This window comes from Actinoplanes sp. NPDC051851 (assembly GCF_040681165.1).
Classification (GTDB): Bacteria; Actinomycetota; Actinomycetes; order Mycobacteriales; family Micromonosporaceae; genus Actinoplanes.
In genome coordinates, this window is the sequence record NZ_JBFAYF010000009.1 from 91881 (window position 1) to 114415 (window position 22535).

General features: G+C 72.5%; 20 protein-coding genes. 6 read left to right on the plus strand and 14 right to left on the minus strand.

Going from position 1 to position 22535, the window contains the following annotated elements:
• Positions 1-58 precede the first annotated feature (58 nt).
• The 6 genes from AB0M08_RS11765 to AB0M08_RS11790 are packed head-to-tail and all read right to left on the minus strand — an operon-like array spanning position 59 to position 4642.
• Complete coding sequence (locus tag AB0M08_RS11765; protein WP_364491792.1) at positions 59-433, minus strand: nucleotide pyrophosphohydrolase; 375 nt, start codon at positions 431-433, stop codon at positions 59-61.
• Entirely contained in the window at positions 430-2421 is a 1992-nt protein-coding gene (locus AB0M08_RS11770; protein WP_364491794.1) for a helicase-associated domain-containing protein, read from the minus strand. Before AB0M08_RS11770 ends, AB0M08_RS11765 begins: the two co-directional genes overlap by 4 nt.
• A gap of 53 nt (positions 2422-2474) precedes the next feature.
• Positions 2475-2750: a hypothetical protein gene (locus tag AB0M08_RS11775; RefSeq protein ID WP_364491796.1), complete on the minus strand. Its 276-nt coding sequence runs from the start codon at positions 2748-2750 to the stop codon at positions 2475-2477.
• On the minus strand, positions 2747-3949 hold the full coding sequence (locus AB0M08_RS11780) for a hypothetical protein (protein ID WP_364491798.1): 1203 nt from the start codon (positions 3947-3949) through the stop codon (positions 2747-2749). The genes AB0M08_RS11775 and AB0M08_RS11780 overlap by 4 nt, the downstream gene beginning before the upstream one ends.
• On the minus strand, positions 3946-4260 hold the full coding sequence (locus AB0M08_RS11785) for a type VII secretion target (RefSeq protein ID WP_364491800.1): 315 nt from the start codon (positions 4258-4260) through the stop codon (positions 3946-3948). Before AB0M08_RS11785 ends, AB0M08_RS11780 begins: the two co-directional genes overlap by 4 nt.
• Positions 4250-4642: a hypothetical protein gene (locus AB0M08_RS11790; RefSeq protein ID WP_364491802.1), complete on the minus strand. Its 393-nt coding sequence runs from the start codon at positions 4640-4642 to the stop codon at positions 4250-4252. Before AB0M08_RS11790 ends, AB0M08_RS11785 begins: the two co-directional genes overlap by 11 nt.
• A 194-nt stretch (positions 4643-4836) precedes the next feature.
• Here AB0M08_RS11790 and AB0M08_RS11795 point away from each other — a divergent pair, with 194 nt between their 5' ends.
• Entirely contained in the window at positions 4837-6072 is a 1236-nt protein-coding gene (locus tag AB0M08_RS11795; RefSeq protein WP_364491804.1) for a hypothetical protein, read from the plus strand.
• A 65-nt stretch (positions 6073-6137) separates the two neighbouring features.
• Here AB0M08_RS11795 and AB0M08_RS11800 read toward each other — a convergent pair whose 3' ends face one another.
• The 7 genes from AB0M08_RS11800 to AB0M08_RS11830 all read right to left on the minus strand — a co-directional run bounded on the left by AB0M08_RS11800 (position 6138) and on the right by AB0M08_RS11830 (position 16424).
• On the minus strand, positions 6138-7172 hold the full coding sequence (locus AB0M08_RS11800) for a hypothetical protein (RefSeq protein ID WP_364491806.1): 1035 nt from the start codon (positions 7170-7172) through the stop codon (positions 6138-6140).
• Positions 7173-7224: 52 nt separating this feature from the next.
• Positions 7225-8403, minus strand: a complete 1179-nt coding sequence (locus AB0M08_RS11805; RefSeq protein ID WP_364491808.1) for a TIGR02679 family protein — start codon at positions 8401-8403, stop codon at positions 7225-7227.
• Positions 8396-12412, minus strand: coding sequence for a TIGR02680 family protein (locus tag AB0M08_RS11810; protein WP_364491810.1), 4017 nt, complete (start codon positions 12410-12412; stop codon positions 8396-8398). Before AB0M08_RS11810 ends, AB0M08_RS11805 begins: the two co-directional genes overlap by 8 nt.
• Before the next feature lie 17 nt (positions 12413-12429).
• Positions 12430-13770, minus strand: a complete 1341-nt coding sequence (locus tag AB0M08_RS11815) for a TIGR02678 family protein (RefSeq protein ID WP_364491812.1) — start codon at positions 13768-13770, stop codon at positions 12430-12432.
• Positions 13767-15317 carry a TIGR02677 family protein gene (locus AB0M08_RS11820; protein WP_364491814.1) on the minus strand — a complete coding sequence of 517 codons (1551 nt, stop codon included), beginning with the start codon at positions 15315-15317 and terminating at the stop codon, positions 13767-13769. Before AB0M08_RS11820 ends, AB0M08_RS11815 begins: the two co-directional genes overlap by 4 nt.
• An 84-nt stretch (positions 15318-15401) precedes the next feature.
• Positions 15402-15701: a hypothetical protein gene (locus tag AB0M08_RS11825; protein WP_364491816.1), complete on the minus strand. Its 300-nt coding sequence runs from the start codon at positions 15699-15701 to the stop codon at positions 15402-15404.
• A 228-nt stretch (positions 15702-15929) separates the two neighbouring features.
• A complete protein-coding gene (locus tag AB0M08_RS11830) occupies positions 15930-16424 on the minus strand; it encodes a hypothetical protein (protein WP_364491818.1) in 495 nt (164 codons plus the stop codon).
• 249 nt (positions 16425-16673) lie between these two features.
• On the opposite strand from AB0M08_RS11830, the gene AB0M08_RS11835 reads away from it, so the two are divergent.
• The 5 genes from AB0M08_RS11835 to AB0M08_RS11855 all read left to right on the plus strand — a co-directional run bounded on the left by AB0M08_RS11835 (position 16674) and on the right by AB0M08_RS11855 (position 21072).
• Positions 16674-17030, plus strand: a complete 357-nt coding sequence (locus AB0M08_RS11835; RefSeq protein WP_364491820.1) for a hypothetical protein — start codon at positions 16674-16676, stop codon at positions 17028-17030.
• A 46-nt stretch (positions 17031-17076) separates the two neighbouring features.
• The gene (locus AB0M08_RS11840; protein WP_364491822.1) at positions 17077-17880 is read left to right on the plus strand and encodes a hypothetical protein; all 804 of its coding nucleotides are present in this window, start codon (positions 17077-17079) and stop codon (positions 17878-17880) included.
• 199 nt (positions 17881-18079) lie between these two features.
• The gene (locus AB0M08_RS11845; RefSeq protein ID WP_364491824.1) at positions 18080-19462 is read left to right on the plus strand and encodes a DUF3500 domain-containing protein; all 1383 of its coding nucleotides are present in this window, start codon (positions 18080-18082) and stop codon (positions 19460-19462) included.
• A 76-nt stretch (positions 19463-19538) separates the two neighbouring features.
• Positions 19539-20006 carry a DUF4334 domain-containing protein gene (locus AB0M08_RS11850; RefSeq protein WP_364491826.1) on the plus strand — a complete coding sequence of 156 codons (468 nt, stop codon included), beginning with the start codon at positions 19539-19541 and terminating at the stop codon, positions 20004-20006.
• Between the two features lies 1 nt (position 20007).
• Positions 20008-21072: an NAD(P)-dependent alcohol dehydrogenase gene (locus AB0M08_RS11855; protein WP_364491828.1), complete on the plus strand. Its 1065-nt coding sequence runs from the start codon at positions 20008-20010 to the stop codon at positions 21070-21072.
• Here AB0M08_RS11855 and rox read toward each other — a convergent pair.
• Complete coding sequence (gene rox / locus AB0M08_RS11860) at positions 21041-22468, minus strand: rifampin monooxygenase (RefSeq protein ID WP_364491830.1); 1428 nt, start codon at positions 22466-22468, stop codon at positions 21041-21043. The two genes, AB0M08_RS11855 and rox, sit on opposite strands and share 32 nt — an antisense overlap.
• Positions 22469-22535 lie beyond the last annotated feature (67 nt).

The following is a 22535-nucleotide window of genomic DNA, read 5'->3' on the forward strand; positions in this document are numbered from 1 at the left end:
GAAGCCTGTCGGACCGCATTCGGACAACGCAGACTGTAGCCGGACGATCATCAGGCCGCTATGACGCGGGTGGGTGGTCCTTGGCGATCTTGGCGGCGGAGCCGCGGGCCGCGTCGACGGTGTAGCGGCGGGAGGCCTCGTCCAGTTTGTCGTTGGCGGCCTCGATCAGGTCGATGCCGAGGGTGTCGGTCAACCGGATCAAGTAGATCATCACGTCGCCGATCTCGGCGCGGACCCGGGGGCCCAGCTCGGGGTCGCTCATCACCGCGGCGGACTGTTCCGGCGTCAGCCACTGGAACTCGGCGAGCAGTTCGCCGACCTCGCCGGCGAGGGCCATGGTGAGGTTCTTCGGCGTGTGGAACTGCTGCCAGTCGCGCTCCACGGCGAAAGCGCGCACCCTGGCCGTCAACTCGGCGATCGGTGACGGACTCATGAGCGCCGCCGCGACGCGCGCTCGATCTTGGGGGTGCCGTCCGGGCGTACGCCCGAAGGAGCGAAACCGGCCGCACGCAGCGCGACCAGCGTCTGGTCCTGGGGCTTGCCGCTGGCCAGCACCGTCGGGGCCAGCCGCACCAGCTTGAGTGAACCCAGCGAACGGGTGTGCAGGATCTCGGTGAGCAGGGCCTCGTCGTCGCTGCACAGGCAGCAGCCGACCGGGCGGACCTGGACCTGGCCGTGCCGGCGGGCGACGTCCTCGATCAGGTAGCGGAGCGCCTGTGGCAGCCGGCCGCCCTCGGCGACCGTGGTCAGCTGGGCGAGCAGGCCCTCGGCGGAGAGGCCGGCGTCGAAGGCGCGCAGCACCGAGGCGGGTGAGAAACGCCAGGTCCAGGCGCCGCTGCGGGACTCCGGGGTGGCGAGGCCGTCCAGCAGGGCGAGCAGCGTCCCGGCCGGGGTGCCGGTGACCACCGCGGTCAGGTCGTTCTGCAGGACGACCGTGGTGCGGCTCTCCGGGACCAGCGCCGCCGCCTCCGGTCGCGGATCGCCGTCGAGCAGGCGGCGGCAGAGCGGCGTCGGGGTGCCGTGTGCCAGCAGGCCCAGGGCGTGCGTCTCCTGCCAGATGCCGGCGACGTACCGATCGAGGTCGTAGTCGCCAAGGGTGTCGCCGATGACCGGCAGGTGCCAGGCGATCTGGCCGGCCACCGCGTCGACGGTGACGGCGCGGTCCTCCGGGAGGATCTTCACCAGGGTACGCAGGAAGGCCGCGCGCACGCCGATGAGCAGGTGTTCCTCCTCGGCATCCCAGTAGAGGAGCCGCTCGGTGCCCTCGGCCAGCGGGCTGGCGGGCATCTCCAGCCACGTCTCGATCGTGCCGAGCAGCTGTTCCGCTGATCCGAGCACGGCGTAGGCGTCGTCGTAGGCGCCACTGACGCTCAGGCCGTTCTCGTCGGAGGTGAGCAGGGCACCGGCGGTGATCAGTTCGAGGGTGAGGCGGGTGCGGGCCTCGGACTGCCCGGACGTCTTGGTGATGCGGCGCAGTTCGCGGACGCCGAGCCCACCGGTCTTCAGCAACGCTACCGGCGCCTGCCCGACCGCCTCGACGACGGCGGTGATCGCGGCGAGCGTCTCGGTCGCGGCGGCCGCGGCGTCCCGGGCCACGACGTCGGCGGTGACCGGGGTGGTGACCAGGGCCGGCGGTTCCGGATCGAACGGCGCGTGCCATCCGGCGGCGAGCCGCAGCGTGATCGCGACCTCGCGGGCCAATTGACCGCCATTGCCGTAGATCGCGGGGACCATCAGCCCCCGCTCGGTCGCCCACGGCACCTCGGGCTGGAACGAGTGGAAGGTGAACGCCGCGATGCCGTAGGGGTACGGCGGCCGTACCGCGATCTCGTGCAGGCGCCGGAGGACGTCCGCGGGCGCCTCGGCGATCAGCTTCTCGACCGTGCCGGGATCGGTCAGCCGGCCGGCGACCTCGGCCACCGCGGCAGCCTTGGTGCACCCGTTCGGGAGGCGCATACCGTACCGCCGTGCGAGGTCCCGCAGCTTCGGCTGGTTGTACTGTTCCAGCAGCGTGGCCGCGGACGGCCCGAGCCCGAGCGGCTCCGACCAGATCACGTCGAGTGGCGCCGCCGCGAACCCGTCGGCCTGCGGCCACACCAGACCCACCGCGGAAAGCCCGGCGATCGCTTCCCTCAGCCCAGGATCATTCTCGGGTACGCCGAGAAGCGCGCCCAGCCGTCCCGGTGTGAACCGGTCACCCAGAGCGGTGACGGCCTCCGCGGCCTGAAAGTGCGGCAGGGCGAGCAGCCCGACCGCCCCGGCAACCGACTCCGGCGCGAGAAGCCGCCGTGCCAGCGTCGCGGGTTCCGTGGGCAGCGGTTGTTCCCCACCCGGTTGGCGCCTGGCGATCAGCTCAGCGACCTGCCGCCCACTCAGTCCGGCAAGGTGTTCAGCAAGGGACCGTTGCAGCACATCCGACACAGCGTCACAAACTACGGCATCCGCCGACAGGTTTACCCCGCGCGGGCCCGGCATCACCCGGTGGCGGGCGAGGCGTCGATGGTCCACAGGCGACCCGCGACGGCGAAAGCGGCGTCGCCGCGATTCACCAGAAGGATCGTCTCCCCGGTACGACGCGTACGAGGCGTGGGATGGTCGACGGCGAGCACACCGATCGGATGCCCGGTCACATCGTCGTGGAGGGCCGGCACCCCCACGAACTGGCCGGGAGCGGTGTCACCGACGACGACCAGCCCGGCCCGGGCGGGAACGTCGAAAACCTCGGTGACCCGGAACTGTGTCGCAGTCATGAATGTCCGCTCCGATAACGGTCCAGTGCCGACGGCTCACCCGCGTACGCCTCGTCCTCGAGCTCCTTCAGCGGACGCCTGAGGTGCTCGCCGTTCTGTTGCTGCCGGGTGTGGATGTGTTCATGCGCGATGGTAGCCGCCAGCGTCTCCGCGTCGGCGAAGCTCGCCGGGCCGAGGCGGATCTGCGTGCCGTTCAACTCGCTCGGTGTGTAGGCGCACGCCTCCATGAAGTCCAGATAACGGATCTCCTCCGCCTCGGAGATGATCACGACCTCGATGTCGCCGAGGTCGATACCCATCCTCTCGGCGGTTGCGGTGATGTTCTCCGGGGTCATCGGGGTGCCGGGTCCGCGATCGAGAACCTCCCGGTTGCTGATGACCGGGCTCTTGCTGAAGAAGGCGGGCTCGGGAACGGTCGGCCGATGCGGGTCGGAGCGGGCGAGGCGGTCGCTGTGCAGGCGGAGGTGGTCGAGGATGTCGCCGAGGGCGGTGATCCGCGGGGAGAGGCGGCGCAGGCTGGTCAGCAGGGACCGGACGAAGTGCTGGATGCGGTCGGCCCACCTGGCCACCAGGCTCGCGACCTGGCTGATCACCAGGGGTGTGGCGGCGCCCAGGGTCAGGCCCTCCTCGGCGAGCCACTGTGGCAGCCGGACGGCGAGGGTCGCGAGGAATTCGGCGATCAGGTCGCGGACGATGCCGCGGACGGCGGCGACGAGCAGGCCGGCGCCCTCGATGGCGTACGAGATGCCGTTCGCCGCCGTGGTGATGCCGTCCAGGACGGCCAGGTGCTCGCCGGCGTGGGTGCGGTAGGCGTCGCCCGCCGCCCCGAACCATCCGGCGGCCTCGGTGCGGAGACGAGCGGCGTACTCCTCGCGGGCGCTGCCGGTGAGGGCGGCGACGTTCGCCCAGGTGGCGGCGTGCGCGGCGACCTCGTCGGCGTTCCCGGCGAGCCGGTCGAGGATGTCCTGCAGGGGCTGGACGTGTTCCATCAGCCACGCCACGCCCCAGGCGGCGAGCGTGCCGATCGGATCCACGACGAGGGAGAGGGTGTCGAGGGCGGTCCCGGCGCCGCCGAGTGTGCCCTCCACCCAGCTGCGGTCCCGGATGCCCTCGCTGATCTGCTGGGCGTCCTCGATCAGCCCGAACCCCGTGACGGCGGTCGTCGAGTCGTGCGCCGGGGCGACCAGCGGCCGGGTCATCGAAGCCCGGCCTCGCCGATGTCCTGCGCGGCCAGGTGATCCGTGTGTTCGGTGGTGGCGACGGCTTCCCGCAGCCGGAGGGCGGTCTCCGTGAGGGCGTCCGCGCTGCCGTTCATCGCGACGATCGCGGACTCGGTGACGCCGCCGAGCAGCAGGGGCAGGAAAGAGCAGAGTCGACCGTACGCCTGGGTGTCCAGGCTGACCTGACCGGCGGCCGCCCGCGCCTGCCGGAGCGCCGCCGCGATGTCGTCGACGGCCGAGCTGTGCCGGACCATCTCGTCGGAGGGTAATCGCAGCCGGTCACCGCTCATCGGAGCGCTCCGCCGGCGGGAAGCGGTGCTGGTAGGCGTCGGTAACGGCCTGGCCTGCGGCGGAGTCCCTGCCGACGGTGTCCCGGACCGCGGCGCTGATCTCGTCGTTGAGCCGGTGCTGAGCCGTCCGCATCACGTCGAGGATTCGTCTGCTCAGCTCCCGGGCGGGAACCTCGTGGACCCGTTCCTCCAGGCGTAGATCGATGATCGCTCCGGTGGAGGCCACCGTGACCACGATGGACTCATCCCGGTTGCCGGCTCGCGCGGTCACATCGGAGACCCGCTGCGCCAGCCGGGCGGCGTCCTGGGCCCGCGCGCCGACGCTCGCGCTCCACTGGTCGAGCCACTCCTCGGCCGCATCGATGTCTCTCGCCACGGGCATCCCCCGGCACGCCGAACATCCGATCAATTGCTGTCCATGTTAATGCCGGGGTTGCTCCCGGTGGTCGCCCGAAGTCTCACCGCGCTGTCAGGGGACTCCATGAGGAGGAAGCCGGTTCCGTCATCGCCGTGCGGCTCCCGGCGTACCTCGTACGGAGGAAACGGTCGGGGATGGCCTGGTCCTAAAATGTCGCCATGCCGGTGTCGCGCAAACGCAAGAAGGCCCGTAAGCCCGCCCCCGCGAAACGGGTGCAGAACCACATCGTCAGTGTGCCCGCGCCGCAACCGGCGCTGATCGACGAGCTGCTGACCGCCCGGTCGGAGCTCGACGCCGGTCGGCGAGTGGCGGCAGCCGGACCCGCACGGGATCTGGTCGCCGGGATCGCGGAGTTCGCGCCGGGCCGCACCGGTGCCGAGGTCGAGGACGAGCTGTGCGTGCGGCTCGGCCCGTTGCTGGCCGAGATGGAGGGCCGGACCGGCGTCGAGGACTACATCAGTGCGGACCTCTTCGCGGAGGTGCTGCTGGGCGTGGTGATCGAGCAGGCGACCGAGGGCACGCTGGGGCACGCGGTGCTTGCGGCCGTCGCCGGTATCGTTCCCTGGACGCCACGGCTCGTCGAGGTGCCGCCGCAGTTCCCCGGCGGTGAGAATCTGCTCGCCGATCGGCCGCTCGCCGGCGAGGTGCTCTGGACCCGGGACGCGTACGGCAGCCGGGTCGGGGTGCTCGCTCCCTTCGACGCGGAGGGGACGGTCCGCTGGTATCTGTGGGACGTGGACGCCTGCACCTTCAAGCCTTTCACGGTGCACAGTGGCTTCTACGCCAATCCGGAGGCGGCGCTCGACGCGTGGCGGGCCGGGGTCGGCGCGACCACGGCGGCCGGCGCCCAGTGGAGCCCGGCCGACATCGCGACGATCGGCGACGTCGTGCCGCAATTCGAAGGGCCTCTACGGTTCGGCGGTGAGCACGCCGCTCAGTTCGCCGAGTACTACCGTGCCCGCAGGCTGGCGGGCACCCTGCTGGAGCTCGATGGATCCGGCGTGACCACGAATCCGCCGGTCGGCCGGGAGACCGCGGCGCGGGAGTTCGCCGACTACCTCACCGGCCGGGGGATCGTGGCGGCCGACGATGTCGGGGACGTCGCGGAGGCGCTGGCCGAGTCGTGGGGTGACGCCGAGAGCGACACCTTCTTCGCCACCTGCTCACCGCACCGGGTGGCCGCCATGACGGTGCACATCCGCGAGTACTACGACGACGAATTCGGGCCGACGGTGCTCACGGCGATGCCGGCGTGGGTCGACTGGCTCGGCGAACGCCTCGGCACGCCGGCGGAGCTGATCGAGCGGTGCCGCCCCTACGCGCATGGCGAGTGGCACCCTGGCCTGGGTACGGACCAGCGGAGGCCGGACTACCAGGCTCGCCTCATCGAGTAAGGGCGGTGAGCCCGGCAGGCCGGCCCGGGCTCGTGGCCATCGTCCCGAGACGGGATGTCCTCGGGTCAGAGACGCCGGAGCTCGTCCAGCGCGGCACCGCCGGCTACCTTCGCCAGGTTCGCGGCATGGTCGCCGGCCACCAGGTCGGCGGCCAGGTCGTCGAGGTCGTCGACCTCGCCGAACCGGGCCCGCAGCAGGAGCGTCATCGAGCGCACGAGCCCTTGCTCGATCCCCTCCGCTCGTCCTTCCGCTCGTCCTTTCGCCCGCCCTTCCACTCGGCCCTTCGCCCGTCCTTCCGCGCGTCCTTCCGCCCGCCCTTCCTCGCGGCCCTCCTCGCGGCCGCGCTGGAGGTTGTCGTGGGCGATCTTCCGAGCGATGCTCGTCTTTTCGAGAGGGAAATTCATGTCCTTTTCTCCCAATTCCTCGAACATCTGAGCGGCGATGTCATGTCCTGCCAGGATACTCATTTCGAAGAGAACCAACTTTTCCTCATCGGTCGTCAACCTCGCGATCTGGCCGACGACTCGGTCCATGACGTCGGGCGGGGGGTCGGCCGACCAGAAGGCGAGCGGGGCGAGAGGGCCGGCCAGGAGTGTGTCCGGATCGAGGTCGTCCGGAACGTTGACGGCGCGGTAGTCCAGTTGGAGACGATCTCGCCGGAAGGTTCCCGGGTGGCCGCCTCCGATCGGCCAGACGACGGTCTGATGGATCCGGGTCGTCGTGTGTTCGTACTTCGCGGCCAGTCCGGCCCAGTACTGGACCATCCGGATCGGGAAGTCGTTGTCCGGCTTGACCTGCACCTCGATGTGGTGGATGTCGAGGGTTCCGTCGGACCGGTACACGAGGAACGTCTTGTCTCGTTGTAGAGGGCGCAGCCGCGGTTGTTCGGTGGGGCCGTCGACGATCATCGTTCGGTCATCGGTCTCGACTCCGCACAGGACCTGTAATGCGACTCGCGGGTGGGCATCGAGCATCGCCTTGTACCGGCCGTCGTAATCCTTGGGCGCGTTCCGTTCGACATTTTCCTGGGGCGGCGCGTGAGACACCTGGATCGCCTTTCCGGTGAGAAAGCCGTGGTCCGTATCGGCCCGGCGCCGCATAGATCTATCAGGATTCGCCGGGGCGGTCCCAGGACAACGCCCTATCGGGTGTTTACCGACGTATAGTCAGGTCGCCGAGGAGGATGTCGAGCAGGCGTTCCTCCATCACGGCCCGGCCGCTCTCGGCGATCGCCTCGGCCAGGGACGGATCCCAGGGGGTCGCGGCCGGGGTGCCGAGCAGCGGCACGCCCTGCCCGGCGGCGGCCGTGTAGTCCGCCGCCCCCATCCGCCAGGGCGTGGCACCCGGATAACGATGCAGGGCAGAACCGGTCAGGCGTACGCCGGTCCAGTCGAAGTCGTTGCGCCAGTGGATCGTGGTTCCGGGCGCGGCCGAGGCCAGCAGCCGGTGTACGGCGGCCGACGGTACGCCCTCGGTGCACACCAACGGCAGCGTCGACCGTCCGGCGGCCGCGCGCAGCACCGCCGGGTTCTCGCAGACGAAGAGCGCCGGCGCGTCGAGGGTGAGCGGGGTCAGCCGCAGCTGGTGCAGGGTGACCCGGAACGGCACGTGGGCGGTGGCGGCCGAGGTCAGCCAGTCGCCGAGGAGGCCGCCGGTGGCGGGCAGGTTCAGCACGAGGACCTGGCTGGCCAGGTCGTCGGGGACCACCCCGGCCAGTTCCCAGAGTGCCCGCTCCTGTTCCGCTCCGGCGGGCACCGCCACCTCGTGCCAGGTGGCGAGGGCGCGCAGCACCAGGCCGCGGACCGGGCCGTCGGCGAGGGCCTTGGTGTCGCCGAGTACCCGCTCCGCGAAGACCGGCATCGGCTCGTCGTCCGCGGGCAGGGCGTCCAGCACCGTGATCACCTGGGGGAAGGGCAGCCCGGAGCGGACGATCCGGGTCAGCGGCAGGGTGTCCAGCCACCGCGCGAACCACGGCTGCCCGGAGTGGGCGGAATCGGACGCCAGCGCCAGTACGGCGTCCCGGCCCACGGCCTCGCGGGCGCGCTCGCCGGGACGATCGCGGACCGGGCCCGCCACCGATGCCAGGCCGGCACCGTACGCGTCGCGGAGGAAGGCGTCCAGCTCGGCCAGCCGGACGGTCACCCGGCCGACCCCGGCGGGCCGGTGCACGCCGGTCACCCCGATCACGACCAGCCGTTCCTCCTCGCCGGGGGAGGCGAGCGAGATCGTGCCGTCGAGGCTGCCGCCGGTGCGTTCCAGGCTGCGCCGGGCCGCCGCGAGCAGCCGCCGCCAGCCCGGCGCGCCCGGCAGGAGGGAGACCGCGTCACTCATGGGACGGCGCCCGGCGGCTCTCCGGTGAGCCGAGCGCCCGGGCCAGCGTTCCGTCGAGATCGGCCACGTTCATCGTCCCGTCCCAGACCAGCAGCACCGTCGAGACGGCGTGCTCCACGGTCGAGTGGGACAGGTCGTAGTGGGCACACCCGGTCACCGCGGGATGCGTGGCCCACAGGTCGTACCCGGTCATGAAGAGATCCAGGTCGAACTGCTTGGCGAGCGACATCAGCTCACCCCGGCCGTTGTCGTCCACCCCGGCGAACGCCTCGTCCAGCCCGAGCAGCCGGGGCGCGTCCGGGCGGGCCGAGCCGAACAGCGCGTTCGCCGCGGCGAAGAGCGGCAGGTGCAGCGAGACCGACTGCTCGCCGCCGGAGAGCTGGCTGTGCCGGGCCCGGGTGAGCGGCTCGGTGACGCCGCCCGGCCGGTGCAGGGTGAACGCGAACACCCGCCACTGCCGGTAGTCCAGGACCTCGGCGAGCAACTCCCGGTACGGCTTCTCCGGCGCCTGGGCGCGGGCCGCCTTGATCCGGCTCGCGAAGTGCCGGCGCAGCGTGGTCAGCTGACCCGGGCCGAGCCGGGCCGGGTCCCGTTCCAGCAGCTTGCAGACCTCGCGCTGCTCCGGGTCGAGCTCGTCGGCGAGCCGCCAGCCGACGCCGACGGTCAGCCCGGACGACATCCGCCGGAGCCGCATCTGGTCGTCCATCTCGCCGACCAGGTCACGGGCCTCGATGGTGCGGCGGTGGATCTGCCCGGCCAGCTGCCCGAGCAGGGCGTCCTCGAAGACGCGCTGCTCCGCGTCGGTGAGCAGCTGCTCCTGGTCACGGCGCTCACCGGCGATGCGCTCGGCGAAGTGCGCGACCGGCGTCATGCCCTGTTCGTCGGCGACCCGCACGACGATCACGCCCTCGTCGGTGTCCCACTCCGGCCGGTGGTCCAGCCCGGCGGCCGGCAGCTGGGCCTGCAGTTCGGTGAGTGCACTGGTCAGCCGGGTCGCGGACTGCTTCAGCGAGCTCTCGGTCGGGCTCAGTTCCCGGGTCGCGGCCAGGATCGCCTCGTGCAGGGTCACCACGGCGGGGTCGAGGTCGCTCTCCGCGGTCTCGGTGGTGGGCCACCGCAGGTGCGGCGGGCAGCGCATCAGACCGAGAAGATCGGTTTGGGCGTACGGGCGGAGCCGTACCGCCTCACGAGCGGCTTCGAGAGCCGCCTCGGCGACCGCGGTCTCCCCCAGCTGGACCCGGGCCTGCGCGCCGGCCTGGTGCTGCAGTGCCGAGGTGTGCGCGTCACGGGCCGCCGACAGCACCGTCTCCGCCGCGGCCACGTCCTGCTCGGTCCGGGCCACGTCGGCCAGCACCTGGGCCGCCTCGGCACCGATCGCCGCGGTGAGGGTGCGCAGCTCCTCGTCCTTCTCGGCGTGCCGGAACCGCGCCTCGCGCGCCGTACCCGCCGCGGCCTCGGCGCGTTCCTCGGCCTCCGCGTGCCGCTCGGCCGCCTCGTCGGCGGCCACCCCGGTGCGCTCCGCGGTCTCGTGGGCGTGCCGCACCTCGATGCCGAGCCGGTCGAACCGGTCCAGGGCGGCGCCGGTCGCGTCCAGGCGGTCCACGGGCAGCGACCGCTCGGCCACCGCCCGGCGCAGCGCCGTGCCCGCGGCGGCCTGCTGGGCCACGGCCGCGTCGAGACGCCCGGCCGCCTCGTGCGCGGCCTCCCGGCGTACCCGGAGAAGGGTCGCGGCCCGGTCGAGAGCCCGCTCGGCCTGGGTGATCGCGGTCCGTGCGGGCAGGGCCGTGCCCGCCGCGCCGACCTCGGCCAGCCGTTCCCGGCGCGCCTCCCGGTCCTTCTCCACTCGGGCGAGGTCCGCGTCCAGGGCGGCGATCCGCTGATCGCACTCGGCGATCCGGGCGGCCCGGCGGGCGGCCCGGGCGGTCGCCCCGATGTACTCGCAGCGGTCCTTGACGAACCGGCCGGTGCCGCTGCCCTGCGCCCAGCGGCCGTCGCCGGTGACGCCGGACGGCCCGGTGACGTCGCCGAGGGCGACACCGTCCAGGACCGCGGTGATCCGTGCGGCGGGCACCATGTCCTGGTCCTCGGCGACCAGCACCGCGGCGAGGGTGGCACCGTCTCCCGGCGGGCCGGCGCGCAGGTGGGCGTCCTGGTCGTCCGGGTGGTCCCGGTCCGGGTGCACCCAGGCGTCCAGCAGTCCGGCGGCGTGCAGCGCGGCCTCGATCGCGGCGGCCTCCGCCGCGGGGACGTGATCGGCGAACCGGACGAGCTGCCACAGTGGAGCGCCCACCCGGCCGGTGCGCGCCGCCGGGCGGGTCGGTGACGGCGGGGGAGCGTCGTCGTGTTCCGCCGCGATCGCCGCGCGTTCGGCGACGACCGTCGTGCGCTCGCCGGTGAGCCGGTCGGCCCGCGCCCCGAGCACGGAGATCTCGTCCCGGATCGCGCCGGTGGGGGCCGCGACGGCGGCGAGATAGAGGTCGCGCAGCGAGGTCGTGGGGTCCGGGACGGAGGCGGCGAGCTCGTCCGGCAGGTCCGGCAGGCCGAGCTCGCCGAGCAGGGCCGCGTGCTCCGCGCCCCAGGCACGGATCGCCGTGCCGGTCCGCTCGACGGCCGTTTCCAGGGCAGCGGCGGCCTCCGCCTCGGCGACGGCCGCGTCGTCGGCGGCGGCCCGGGCGTCCCGGTCGGCCTCGGCGGCCCGGGTGTGCTCCCGTTCCGCCTCGGTGACGCGCCCGGCCAGCTCCCGGACGGCCCGCACGTCCTCGCGACGGGCCTGCGACCGGGCGGCCAGCCGGGTGGCCAGCCCGTCCGGGTATCCGTCCCCGGCCGACCAGTCGACCCCACCGTTCTCCGCCTCGGCGGCCAGGTCGGTGGTACGGCGGGTGACCGTGGCGAGCGCGTCCCGCGCGGTGGTGGCGGCCCTGACCGATTCGGTCCGTCGCCGGCCGGCGGTCTCCCGTTCGGCGGTGACCCGGGCGTCCGCGGCGGTGGCCGCCGTGGCGAGGTCACCGACGTGCCGGTCCAGGTCGGCGAGCTGCTCGTGCGAGCGGTAGGCGGCCGAGCCCTTGAGCCGTTCGAGGTGGGCGCGCAACCGCCCCGGCTCGCCCTCGGCGGCGTGCAGCCGCCCGGCGGCATCCCCGGCCTCCCGGTCCGCGCCGGCGGCCGCCTCCCGGTCGGCGTCGAGGGTGGCGCGGCGTTCCCCGACGGCGCCACGGCGTGCGGTGAGTGCGTCGGCGGCGGCCCGGGCGTGCGTACGCAGGTAGGTCGCGTACACGGCCAGGAACGCGGTGGTCGCCGAGTCGGCGGCGATCAGCCCTTCGAGGGTGCGGGCCACCGCCTCCATGTCGTCGAAGGAGCGGGCCGCCTCGACGAGCAGGTGGTCCTCGACCGGGCGCAGGCCCCGCTGCAGGGTGCGGGAGAGCTCGACCGGGTTGAGATCCTTGGCCAGCTGTGGCTTGCGCAGCGTCAGCACCAGGTCGAGCAGCTGCTCGTAGCGGGCCGGGCCGAGCTCGAAGAGCCGCGCGTCGACCAGGCGGCGGTACTCCTCGGCGGAGTCGCGGACCGCCTCGGCGCCGAGCCGGTCGATCAGGTCACGGCGGGAGACCGGCCGGTCGTCGGCGTCCAGCAGGGAGAGGTCCACGCCGACCCGGCCGTCCGCGACGAAGTGCCAGCGGGTCACCCGGTCGTTGTGCTTGTGCGCGCGCAGCCCGATGCCGATCGTCACGAACCGCTTGCCGTCGCCGAACTCCATCCACACGTACGCGTACGACGACTCCTGCCCGCGATAGAGCAGGTTGGACTTCATCGTCCGGTCCTCGCCGGCGAACGGGTTCAGCCGGCGCGGCTCGATCCGCCCGTCGAGGACGAACGGGAAGAGCACCTCCAGGGCCTTGGTCTTGCCGGAGCCGTTCGGCCCGCGCAGCACCAGCCAGCCGTCGACGAAGAGGAACTCCTCGTCCCGGTAGTCCCAGAGGTTGACGATGCCGGCGCGGGTTGGTGCGAAGCGTGCCAAGACCGATCCTGTCCGAGTCAGAAGAGCGTGCGTTGTTTGACCTGGGCGACCGTGCTGCGGTACCGGCCGATCAGCGGCCGGGCGAGCACCCCGCCCGGCACGTCCAGCACCGCGCCGAAACGGGTGAGCAGCCCGACCGCCTCGGTACGCAGCCGTTCCGGGTCGGCGTGCCACGCCGCGCCGAACGCCGACCCGTACGTCCGCAGGATCTCCGCGGTGGCCTCACGCAGGAAGCTCTCGGTGATCAGCGGCAGCCGCCGCTGGTCGGCGTCCCCGTCGGCCTCGCCGGTCTCGCCGGTCTCGAACCGCCGGGCCGGATCGTCCTCGGCGGGCAGCGGGACACCCGTGGGCAGGCCCGCGTCGATCTGGCTGATCAGCTTCTCCTGGGCCTCGCCGGGCTCCGGGACCGGTATCCGCCGGGCGCGGCGGCCGTCCGGGTCGGCGACCCGTTCGGCTATCGCGACCGCCAGCAGCACCGCGGCCTGCGCCACCGAACCGGTACCCGGGAACCTCTCGGCCGACCAGCCGGCGGTGTCGACCAGCAACACGCCCTCGGCCCGCCGCTCCAGCCGCAGGCCGGTCAACCGGGCGAGGTCGGCGGGGAGGGCCTGCCCGCGCAGATGGTTGCCGATCTCGGCGGCGACGTCGTCGTAGTAGACGACCGGCCGTTCCACCACGGCCCGGCGGGCCGCCTGCGCCGCGGCGCGTCGCTCGGCGTTGCCGCTGCTGCTCAGCGACCGTTCCAGGAGGGCGGTCACCGAGGCGAGGTGCTGCAGTACCCGGGGCGGGCGGAACAGGGCGAAGACCGCATCCCGGGCCACGTCGTAGAGGGCCTCACCGGCGCCCGGATCGCTGGCCCAGGCGGCGCTGGAGCCGTCGGCCAGCCGCAGCACGCCGCGGTCCTCCAGCCAGGCGACCGCGTCGACGAAGGCGCGCCGGTCGGCGGCGGTGTCCGGGTCCAGGCCCAGGCCGGCGATCCGGTTGGCGTCGGCGGCGACCGCGCCGGCCAGCTCGCTGAGCGTGATCTGGATGCCGGCCCGGCCCAGCGTCGCCAGGCAGAGCGTCAGGTAGGCGTAGCGGCGGCGGTCGAACGGGCGGCCGGTCCGCGACTCCGCCGGACGGTCGACGACCAGCTGATCGGTGGTGCGGACCAGGCGGGCGGTGCCGCCGTGCAGCTCCAGGCGGTAGCCGAACGCCTCGGCGAGATCACGGCGCAACTCGGCGGCGAACCGGCGGACCCGGGGCAGGGCCTTCTCGTCCGGCCAGGTCGTGGTGATCAGCGGGTGGCGCAGGACCAGTCGTACCGCGCGCTGATAGTCGGCGAGCTCCAGGTCGGAGACGTCGGCGGCGAACCTCATACGGTGGCGGGCTCCCTTCGGCCCAGGGCGGTGTGCTCGGCCGGGGTCACCGCGAGCCGGTAGCCGTCGAGGTGCAGGCGACCGGAGACGGTGGGCACCGTGGTGAACCGGCCGGGGCACGGGGTGAGGGTCAGGCGTACGCCGAAAGCGGCCGCGGCCAGGGGCGCCTCACCCCGCCCGGCCACCCGCGCGGCCAGCGCGATGTCCAGCAACCGGCGCAGCGCCGCGGCCTGGTCGTCGTCGAGCACCTCCGCGCCGACCAGCCCGGCCGCGGCCCCGGCCTGCCGGCGTTCCTCGGCGACCTGTCGTTCGCGGAGGGCCCGGCGGGGTGCGTCCGAGCGGTCGATGCGGGCCGGGCGGCCGTTGCCCTGCCCGGGCATCCGGCCGGACTGCACCAGTGAGCGGGACAGCTCCACCGCCGGCGCCTCCCACCAGGAGAGGCGGCTCGCGATCGCCTCGGGGTCGGCGTACGCCACCCCGGCGTGCCGCGGCGCGCCCAGGCCGAAGACCACGTCGAAGATCGCGTGCGCGGCGCCGTCGGAGCCTGCGCCGGTGAACCAGGCGGCCAGGTGCCGCAGTTGCGACTCCCGGCTCACCCCGCCCCGGCGTGCCTCGGTGACCCGCCGCAGCAGGGCCAGCACGTCGCCGATCGCGGCCATCGTCGCGCCGGAGAGCCGGTCGGCCTCGCTCATCCGGTCGTTCGCCGGAGCCAGCCAGGAGCGCAGGCCGGTCCAGCGGCGCCGCCAGTCGGCGAGCCGCTCGACGGGCGTGGTGAACAGTCGCTCGTCGGCCTCGGCCGCCGCCTCGATCATGCGCTCCAGGCCGGTCTCCTCCACCTCGAGGACGGCCTCCCGGAGCCGGGGCGTGTAGCGCTGCAGCTCGTCGTGGAAGTCGCGCAGGTGCACGAGCAGCGCGTCCTTGTGGCTGAGGAACACCTCGGGCCGTACGTCGTGGGTCCGGCCCAGGTCGCCCAGCATGTGATAGAAGCGGGCAGCGCGCTCGGCGACGTCGGCGAGGGCCCGGTCGAGCCGGTTGAGCTTGCGGTACACCTCCTCGGCGTCGCCGCTCTCGTTCGCGGCGCGCAGCGCCTTCAGGTCGGCCAGCAGGTCGGCGAAGACCAGCCGGGAGAGGGTGCTGTCGTCGATGCCGGCGGCCAGCACGCTCTCCACCGCCCGGTGCGCGCGGTATCCCGCCTCGGTGAACTGATAGACCGAGTGACGGTTGCGGTACTCGGCGAGGGTGGCCGCGCGGGTGCCGTCCTGGCCGCGGTCCAGCACACCCCATTCGACCAGCGCGTCGAGCAGCCGGGGAAGATCCATGGTGGACGGATCGGGGCAGTCGCGGTGCTCGGCCGCGAGCCCGGCCAGCGCGGCCTGCACCTCGGTGGTGTGCAACACGACGTGGTACGACGAGCGGGCGGTGTCGAACGCGCGGAGCAGCCACAGGTAGGCCAGCCGGTTGTCGGCGTTGACGTATCCGAATAGGCGCATCCGGTCATCGAGACCGAAATCGTCCAGCCCGAATGTGGCGTCTCGCGTCTCCGGCACTGTCCCACCCTACCCAGCCCGCCGCACCGCCCCGCTCACCGCCCGTCCGTCGCGCGCGTCGTCCGCTCCCCGGCGGGCGCCGGATCACGAACGCCGGAGATCCTCCAGTGCGGCACCGTTCACGACTTTCGCGAGGTTGGCCTCATAATCGTCGGCGACCAAGGCCGCCGCGAGTTCCTCCACACCGTCGAAGTCACCGTGCCTGGCCTTCAGGAGAAGCGTCATCGAGCGCACGAGCCCTCGCTCGAGCCCCTGTTCGAGGCCTTTCTGGAGGTACTTGTTGGCGATCTCCTGGCCGACTTCCGTCGTTTCCAGACGAAATACCATGCCTCTGCCTTTCAGTGACGTGACCACCTGAGCTGCGACGTCATCTCCCGCCAGCATACTCAGCTCGATGAGGACGAGTTGTTCCTCGTTGTCTGCCAGGTTTGCGATCTGCGTGGCGACCTAAGGCCTGTTTCATAACTGAGGCGGGGCTGCGGAGGGGTCCAGCTTCCGTCTGACGGCGTCCCGTGAGGGCCCAGTTCCAACACCGGGAGCTGGGCCCTCACGGGCCGACGCCAGACGAAACCTGGACCCCGCCTCGCTCTCGCCCCAGTTATGAAACAGGCCTTAGTCGACGGCGTCGGGTGGGCACCGGGTCGACCAGAGGGCGAGTGGGGCGAGGGGACCGTTCAGGAGTGCGTCGGGGTCGAGGTCGTCCGGGACGTTCACCGCGTTGTACTCCAGTTGGAGGCGGTCCCGGCGGATGTGGCCGGGTAGTCCGCCGCCGATGGGCCAGACCACGGTCTGGTGGATCCGGTGTCTGGTCGCCTCGTACTTGGCGGCGAGGCCGGCCCAGTACGCGACCATGCGTACCTGGAATTCGTCGGTGCGTTTGACCTGGATCTCGATGTGATGGATGTCGACGGTGCCGTCGGGCTGGGTGATGACGAAGACCTTGTCCCGCTGGCGGCTGCGCAGCCGGGGCTGTTCGGTCGGGCCGTCGACGATGACGGCGCGATCGTCGGGGCCGGCTCGGCACAGGAGTCGTAATGCGTCTCTGGGGTGTGCTTCGAGCAGTGCCTTGTACAGGCCGTCGTAGTCCCGTTTCGGTATGTCGGGCACGTGTGCTGGTCCCTTCTCGGAGAGAAGCCGGGCTCGATGCGGCGCGGCGTGCGGCATAGATCTACCAGGATTTGGCTGCCTGGTCCCATGACAACGCCTGAAAGGGTGTTTACCTGCGAATAGGGCCTCGTGTGGGGGAATGTTCGCGCGGGGGTGGGCTCCTAGGATTCCGCTATGCCGGTGTCGCGGAAACGGAAGAAGGAACCCAAGCCCGAACCCTCGGGGCGGAGCAGGGCGCCCGCTCCCGCGATGTCCGCGCGGCAGCGGGCCGATGTCCGTGAACTGCTGGCGGCGCAGCGGGAGATCGACGCCGGCCGCCGGGCCGCCGCCCTCGGGCCCGCGGGCGAGGTGATCGCGGCGCTCGCGGCGTTCGCGCCGGGCCGGAGCGCGAGCGAGATCGAGGAGGAGCTGCGAGCGAGGATCGCCGGGGCCGGGGCCGGGGCCGAGGCGGGGGAGGGGGTCGCCGGGGATTTCTTCGCCGAGGTGCTGCTGAGCCTCGCGGTGGAGCGGGCGACGGCGGGGACGCTGCCGCAGCCGGTGCTGTCCGCCGTGGCCGCGGCGGTGCGCGGGATGTCGGATAAGGCCCGGAGTGAACCAGGAGACTGACTCTGGGTAGTTGCCTTGTCGCGCCTAGTACCCCTATCGTGTCGGCGTGGCGTCGGGCGAGGTCGATACGTGGGCGGTCGGCCGTGTCCGGGAGATGGGGATCGGCGGGGAGCGGTACCGTCTCATCGGGACGGTCACCGAGACGCTCGGTGGGTCGTACCGGCTGTTGCGCGCGGATGCCCGGCAGATCAGCACCCCGGCGCGGGAGGTCTGCCTGACCCGGCTGGAGGCCGCACCGGAGGCGATCGCCAAGACGGCGGAGCTCAAGGTGGAGGCCCGGCTGCACGAGAGGGTCGCCGGGCTGCCGCGGCTGCTGGCACGCGAGGAGCGCGGCGGGGTGTTCAGCTTCGTCACGGCGATGCCGGCCGGCGCGGCGCTTCCCGCGGTGCACGGCCGCCCGCCGTACCCGATAAAGGTGTTGAACGCGCTGGTCAGATCGATACCCCAATTGGGGCGTACGCTCGAGAGCCTGCACGTGAGCGGCCGGGCGCACCGCGCCCTGCGGCCGGAAGTGCTCATCGCCTCGCGTGATCGTCTCTGGTTGCGGGACGCGGGGCTGGCGGCGACGCCGCCGGTGGCCGGGGAGGGTGTGCGTGAGTACCGCGCACCCGAGCAGGAGCGGCCGCTGCTGAGTCAGCCCGGGCCGCCGGCCGACGTCTATCAGCTCGCGGCGATCGTCTATCACCTGGCGACCGGGGAGCCGGCCGGTTCCGATCCCCTGCGGCCCACCCTGCTGCGGCCGGAGTTCGTCCCGGCGCTGGAGGAGCCGGTGCTGGCGGCGCTGGCCTCCGATCCGCGGCGGCGGCCGTCGTTGCGGGAGTTCCTGGCGTCGCTCGAGGCGCCGTTCTGAGCTGTCAGGACGTTCATAGGTTGCTGTCGAATCGCTGTGAATATCCGCCGGAGCGCGGCCGCGGGTGTTGATGAAGGTGAATAGCGACAGCTCAGGGGCGCTTTTGAGTCGTCTGTGAGGGCGGGCGGCGAATTGACAAGCGCGCGTTCCGTTGACTTTATTGTCAACGATCTGGGCGTTCGCTGAGAAGGAGCAATCCGTGTTCACATCCACCACGCCGCGGCGCCGATGGACGGCCCTCGCCGGTGCCGCCGCCTCGGCGGTGCTGCTGCTGGGCACCGCAGCCTGCAGCGGGTCCGACGAGGACAAGGGGACGACCGCCGAGGTCAAGTCCTACGACAAGAGCGTCGCGGGCGTGGTCGAGGCGGCCACCGCGTTCCTCGCCACCCTGGACGCCGACCAGACGGCCGAGGCCCAGCTGGACTTCACCCAGGAGACCGCGGTCAGCTGGTCCAACCTGCCGTGCGGCTCCAGCTGCCGGCCGGGTGTGCGCTTCGGTGACCTGAACGAGAGCCAGCTCGCGGCCGCCAAGAGCGTGTTGCTGACGGCCTTCGGTACCGGCGAGGGCAGCGGCTACGACCAGATGATGCAGATCCTCAAGGCCGACACCTACCTGAACAGCGTCCAGGCCAGCGGCACCGGCGGCGGCCCGGGTGCGGGTGGCGTGTCCGGCGCTCCGGGCGGCGGCCAGGCTCCCGGTGGCGCCTCGGGTGCTCCCGGTGGCGGCCAGGCTCCGGGCGGCGCGTTGCCGTCGGGTGGTCCCGACGGCGGTGGCTTCCCCGGTGGCGGCGCGTCGGGTGCGCCGGACGGGGGCGGCTTCCCCGGTGGCGGCGCGTCCGGTGGCCCGGGCGGCGGTGGCCAGGCTCCCGGCGGTGCCGGCGCCTCCGGTGGTCCCGGCGGCGGTGGCAACGGCGGTGCCGGCGGCTACTCCGGTGACACGTACTTCATCGCCTTCCTCGGCACCCCCAGCACCACCGGCACCTGGCAGCTCAACTTCGGTGGCCACCACCTCGCCACCCACCTGACCTACAAGGCCGGCCAGGTCACCGGCGCCTCCCCGTTCTTCATCGGCGTCGAGCCGACCACCTGGACCGAGGACGGCACCACGTACGCCCCGCTCGAGGGCATGCACAGCGCGATGCTGGCGATGACCAGCGGGCTCAGCGCCGACGAGCAGGCCGCCGCGAAGCTCTCCGAGTCCTTCAGCGACGTCCTGGTCGGCCCGCAGGAGGACGGCCAGTTCCCGGCGACGAAGGAGGGCCTGCAGGTCAGCAAGCTCACCGACGACCAGAAGAAGCTGGTCCTCGCCGCGATCAAGCCGTGGGTCGCGAACGCCGACGACGCCACCGCCACCTCCCTGATGAGCACGTACGAGTCCGAGCTCGACGACACGTACATCGGCTGGTCCGGCACCACCTCGCTGACCAACCACGCCGACTACGTCCGGATCGACGGGCCGAGCGTCTGGATCGAGTTCGTCTGCCAGAACGGCGTCGTCCTGTCGAACCAGATCCACTACCACACGGTCTACCGCGACCACACCCGTGACTACGGCGGTGAGTTCACCTTCGCCGCGAAGTAGACGCGACGTGAGCGGACCAGGACGGAGTGACATTTCCATCCTGGTCCGCCGCGTGACGAGCCACTAAATTGTGGCGATGGATGCAGCCGAAGCCCGCGCCCGCGTCACCGCCATCCGCGAATCCGGCGGCAAGGCCACCATCGACGAGCTCGACGAGATCTGGGCGGCGCTGCCGACCGTTCGTCCCGACGCGATCCTCGGCACCTGGGCCGGCAGTGAATTCGTGACCGGGCACAGCTTCGAGGGCAGCCTCGCCCGCGTCGGGTGGTACGGGAAGACCTTCGCCTCGCTCACCGACGTCACCCCGATCGTCTGCCGGGCCGACGACGGTTCCCTGTACGCGAACATCGAGCTGGCCAAGGGCGGCGCGAGCCTCTGGAGTGTCGAGTTCCGCGGCGAGACCACCGCGACGATGGTCTACGACCGGCGGCCGATCCTCGACCATTTCAAACCGGCCGGCGAGGACACCCTGCTCGGGGTGATGAACGGCCGGGGCGTCCTGGACGGCGGCCGCCACTACTACTTCCTGCTGGACCGCGCCTGAGATGCGGGCCCGGGCGGCACTGGTCGAGGAACCCGGCGGCCCCTTCACGATCCACGACGTGGAGATCGGCGAGCCGCGCGACGACGAGATCCTGGTGGCGATGGCCGCCGTCGGTGTCTGCCACACCGACCTGAGTATGCGACGGCAGTGGCCGGCCGCCCGCACCCCGATGGTCTTCGGTCACGAGGGCGCCGGCACCGTGCTCGCGGTCGGCGCCGGGGTCACCACGGTCGCGCCCGGCGACGCGGTCTGCCTGAGCTACCGCAGCTGCGCGGCCTGCGACGAGTGCCGCGCCGGGCACCCCGCCTACTGCCTGCGCAGCGGCCTCAACACCCGCGGCACCCGCCCGGACGGTACGACGCCGCTGACCAGGAACGGCGCACCGGTCTACGGCGGCTTCTTCGGGCAGTCCAGCTTCGCCACGCACGCGATCGCGTACCAGAGCAACACGATCCGTGTTCCCGCCGACCTCCCGCCGGTGATCGCGGCGCCGCTCGGCTGCGGCGTGCAGACCGGTGCCGGCACGGTCTTCAACGTCCTCGACCCCGCGCCCGGCGACAGCGTCGTCATCTTCGGCGGTGGGGGCGTGGGGTTGAGCGCGCTGCTCGCCGCCGTCAGCCGTGACTGCGCGGTGACGGTGGTCGAGCCGGTCGCGTCCCGCCGCGCGCTGGCACTGAGCCTCGGCGCGGTCGCGGCGCTGGATCCGTCCGGGAAGCCGCCCGGCGGTTTCCACCACGCCGTCGACACGACCGGCCGCTCCGACGTCATCGGGACGGCGATCTCCGCGTTGCGCCGCCGGGGGACGCTGGCGCTCGTCGGCATCGGCACGACGGCGACCGTCGACGTGATGACCGTGCTGTACCACGGCATCCGGATCCGCGGCGTCATCGAGGGCGACGCGGACCCGGCCACCTTCCTGCCGTACCTGATCGACCTCTACCGGCAGGGCCGTCTCCCGGTCGACAAGCTCGTCACCGAGTATCCCTTCGCCGAGATCGAGGCGGCCGCGACCGGCGCCGCCGTCAAACCCGTGCTCACGTTCGGCGGCGACCGAACCAGCGGGTGAGGTGCGCGTCGAGGTCCTCCTGGTCGTCGCCGGCCCAGGCGACGTGGCCGTCCGGCCGTAGCAGCACCGCGGGCACGGCCGGCTCGTCGCCCGACTCGGTGACGTGGTCGACGCGGTCCGCCCAGCCGCCGGCCGAGAGGCGCCCGGTCCGGTCGAGCAGCAGGCCACGGCCGGTCCGCAGGAGTTCGTAGAGACGGCCGTTCTTCAGCGGCAGGTCGCGCAGGCGGCGGCCGACCAGGTCGTCGTCCGCGCCGAGGTCGTAGCGGAGGTGGATCGCGCCGATCCGGGCCATCAGGTGCCGGTTCACCTCCGGGATGTCCATCAGTTCGTCGAGCAGGCGCCGGACGGCCTGCGGTCCCGGCTCGGTGGCGAGCAGCTGCATCTGCGCGCGGGTCAGGTCCAGCACCGCGGCGGCGACCGGGTGCCGCTCGGCGTGGTAGGTGTCCAGCAGGTCGTCCGGCGCCCAGCCCCGGATCTGTGCGGCCAGCTTCCAGCCCAGGTTGAACGCGTCCTGGATCCCGAGGTTGAGCCCCTGGCCACCGACCGGCGGGTGGACGTGCGCGGCGTCGCCGGCCAGCAGCACCCGACCGTCGCGGTACCGCTCGGCCTGCCGGGTCGCGTCCCCGAACCGGGACGTCCAGCGCGGCGAGTGCACCCCGAAGTCGGTACCCGCGGTGGCCAGCAGCTGTCGCCGGAACTCGTCCAGCGTCGGCGGGACGCTCCGGTCCGCGGCCACCCCGTCGGCGGGCACCACCACGCGGTACATCCCGTCGCCGACCGGCCCGAGCCCGAAGCGCTTCTGGGTCTCCCGGACCCGGGTCACCACCTCGGCCACCGCCTCCGGCGTGGCCGTCACCGCCATCTCACCGAGCAGCGTCTCGGTCCGGCTCGGCTCACCGGGGAATCCGATCCCGAGCAGCTTGCGTACGGTGCTCCGCCCGCCGTCGCACCCGACGAGATAGCGGGCGCGCAGCTCGGTCCCGTCCGCCTGCAGCACCGTGACCCCGTCGTCGTCCTGGCGCAGTCCCACCAGCTCGGCGCCGCGCCGGATGTCCGCCCCGGCCTCGGCGGCGTGCTCGGCCAGCAGCCGGTCGGTGACGGTCTGCGGCACACCGAGGATGTACTCGTGCGCGGTGTCCAGCCCGTCCGGCCACGGCTTCGCGATCCCGGCGAAGAACCCGCCGGCCTTGTACTGCTTCCCGTGTTCCAGAAAGCGCTCCAGGAGCCCGCGCTGGTCCATCACCTCGACGCTGCGGATGTGCAGCCCGAGCGCCCGGACGAACGGCGGCGGCGCGGCGTCCTTCTCCAGCACCACCACGCCGACCCCGTGCAGCCGCAGCTCGGCGGCGAGCATCATCCCCGTGGGCCCGCCGCCGGCAACGATCACATCGATCATGAGAGCCCCCATTTTCCCAGGTGAACAGCGATTCTCCGCCGCTGCCGGGGTCTTGCCGCAAGGCCCC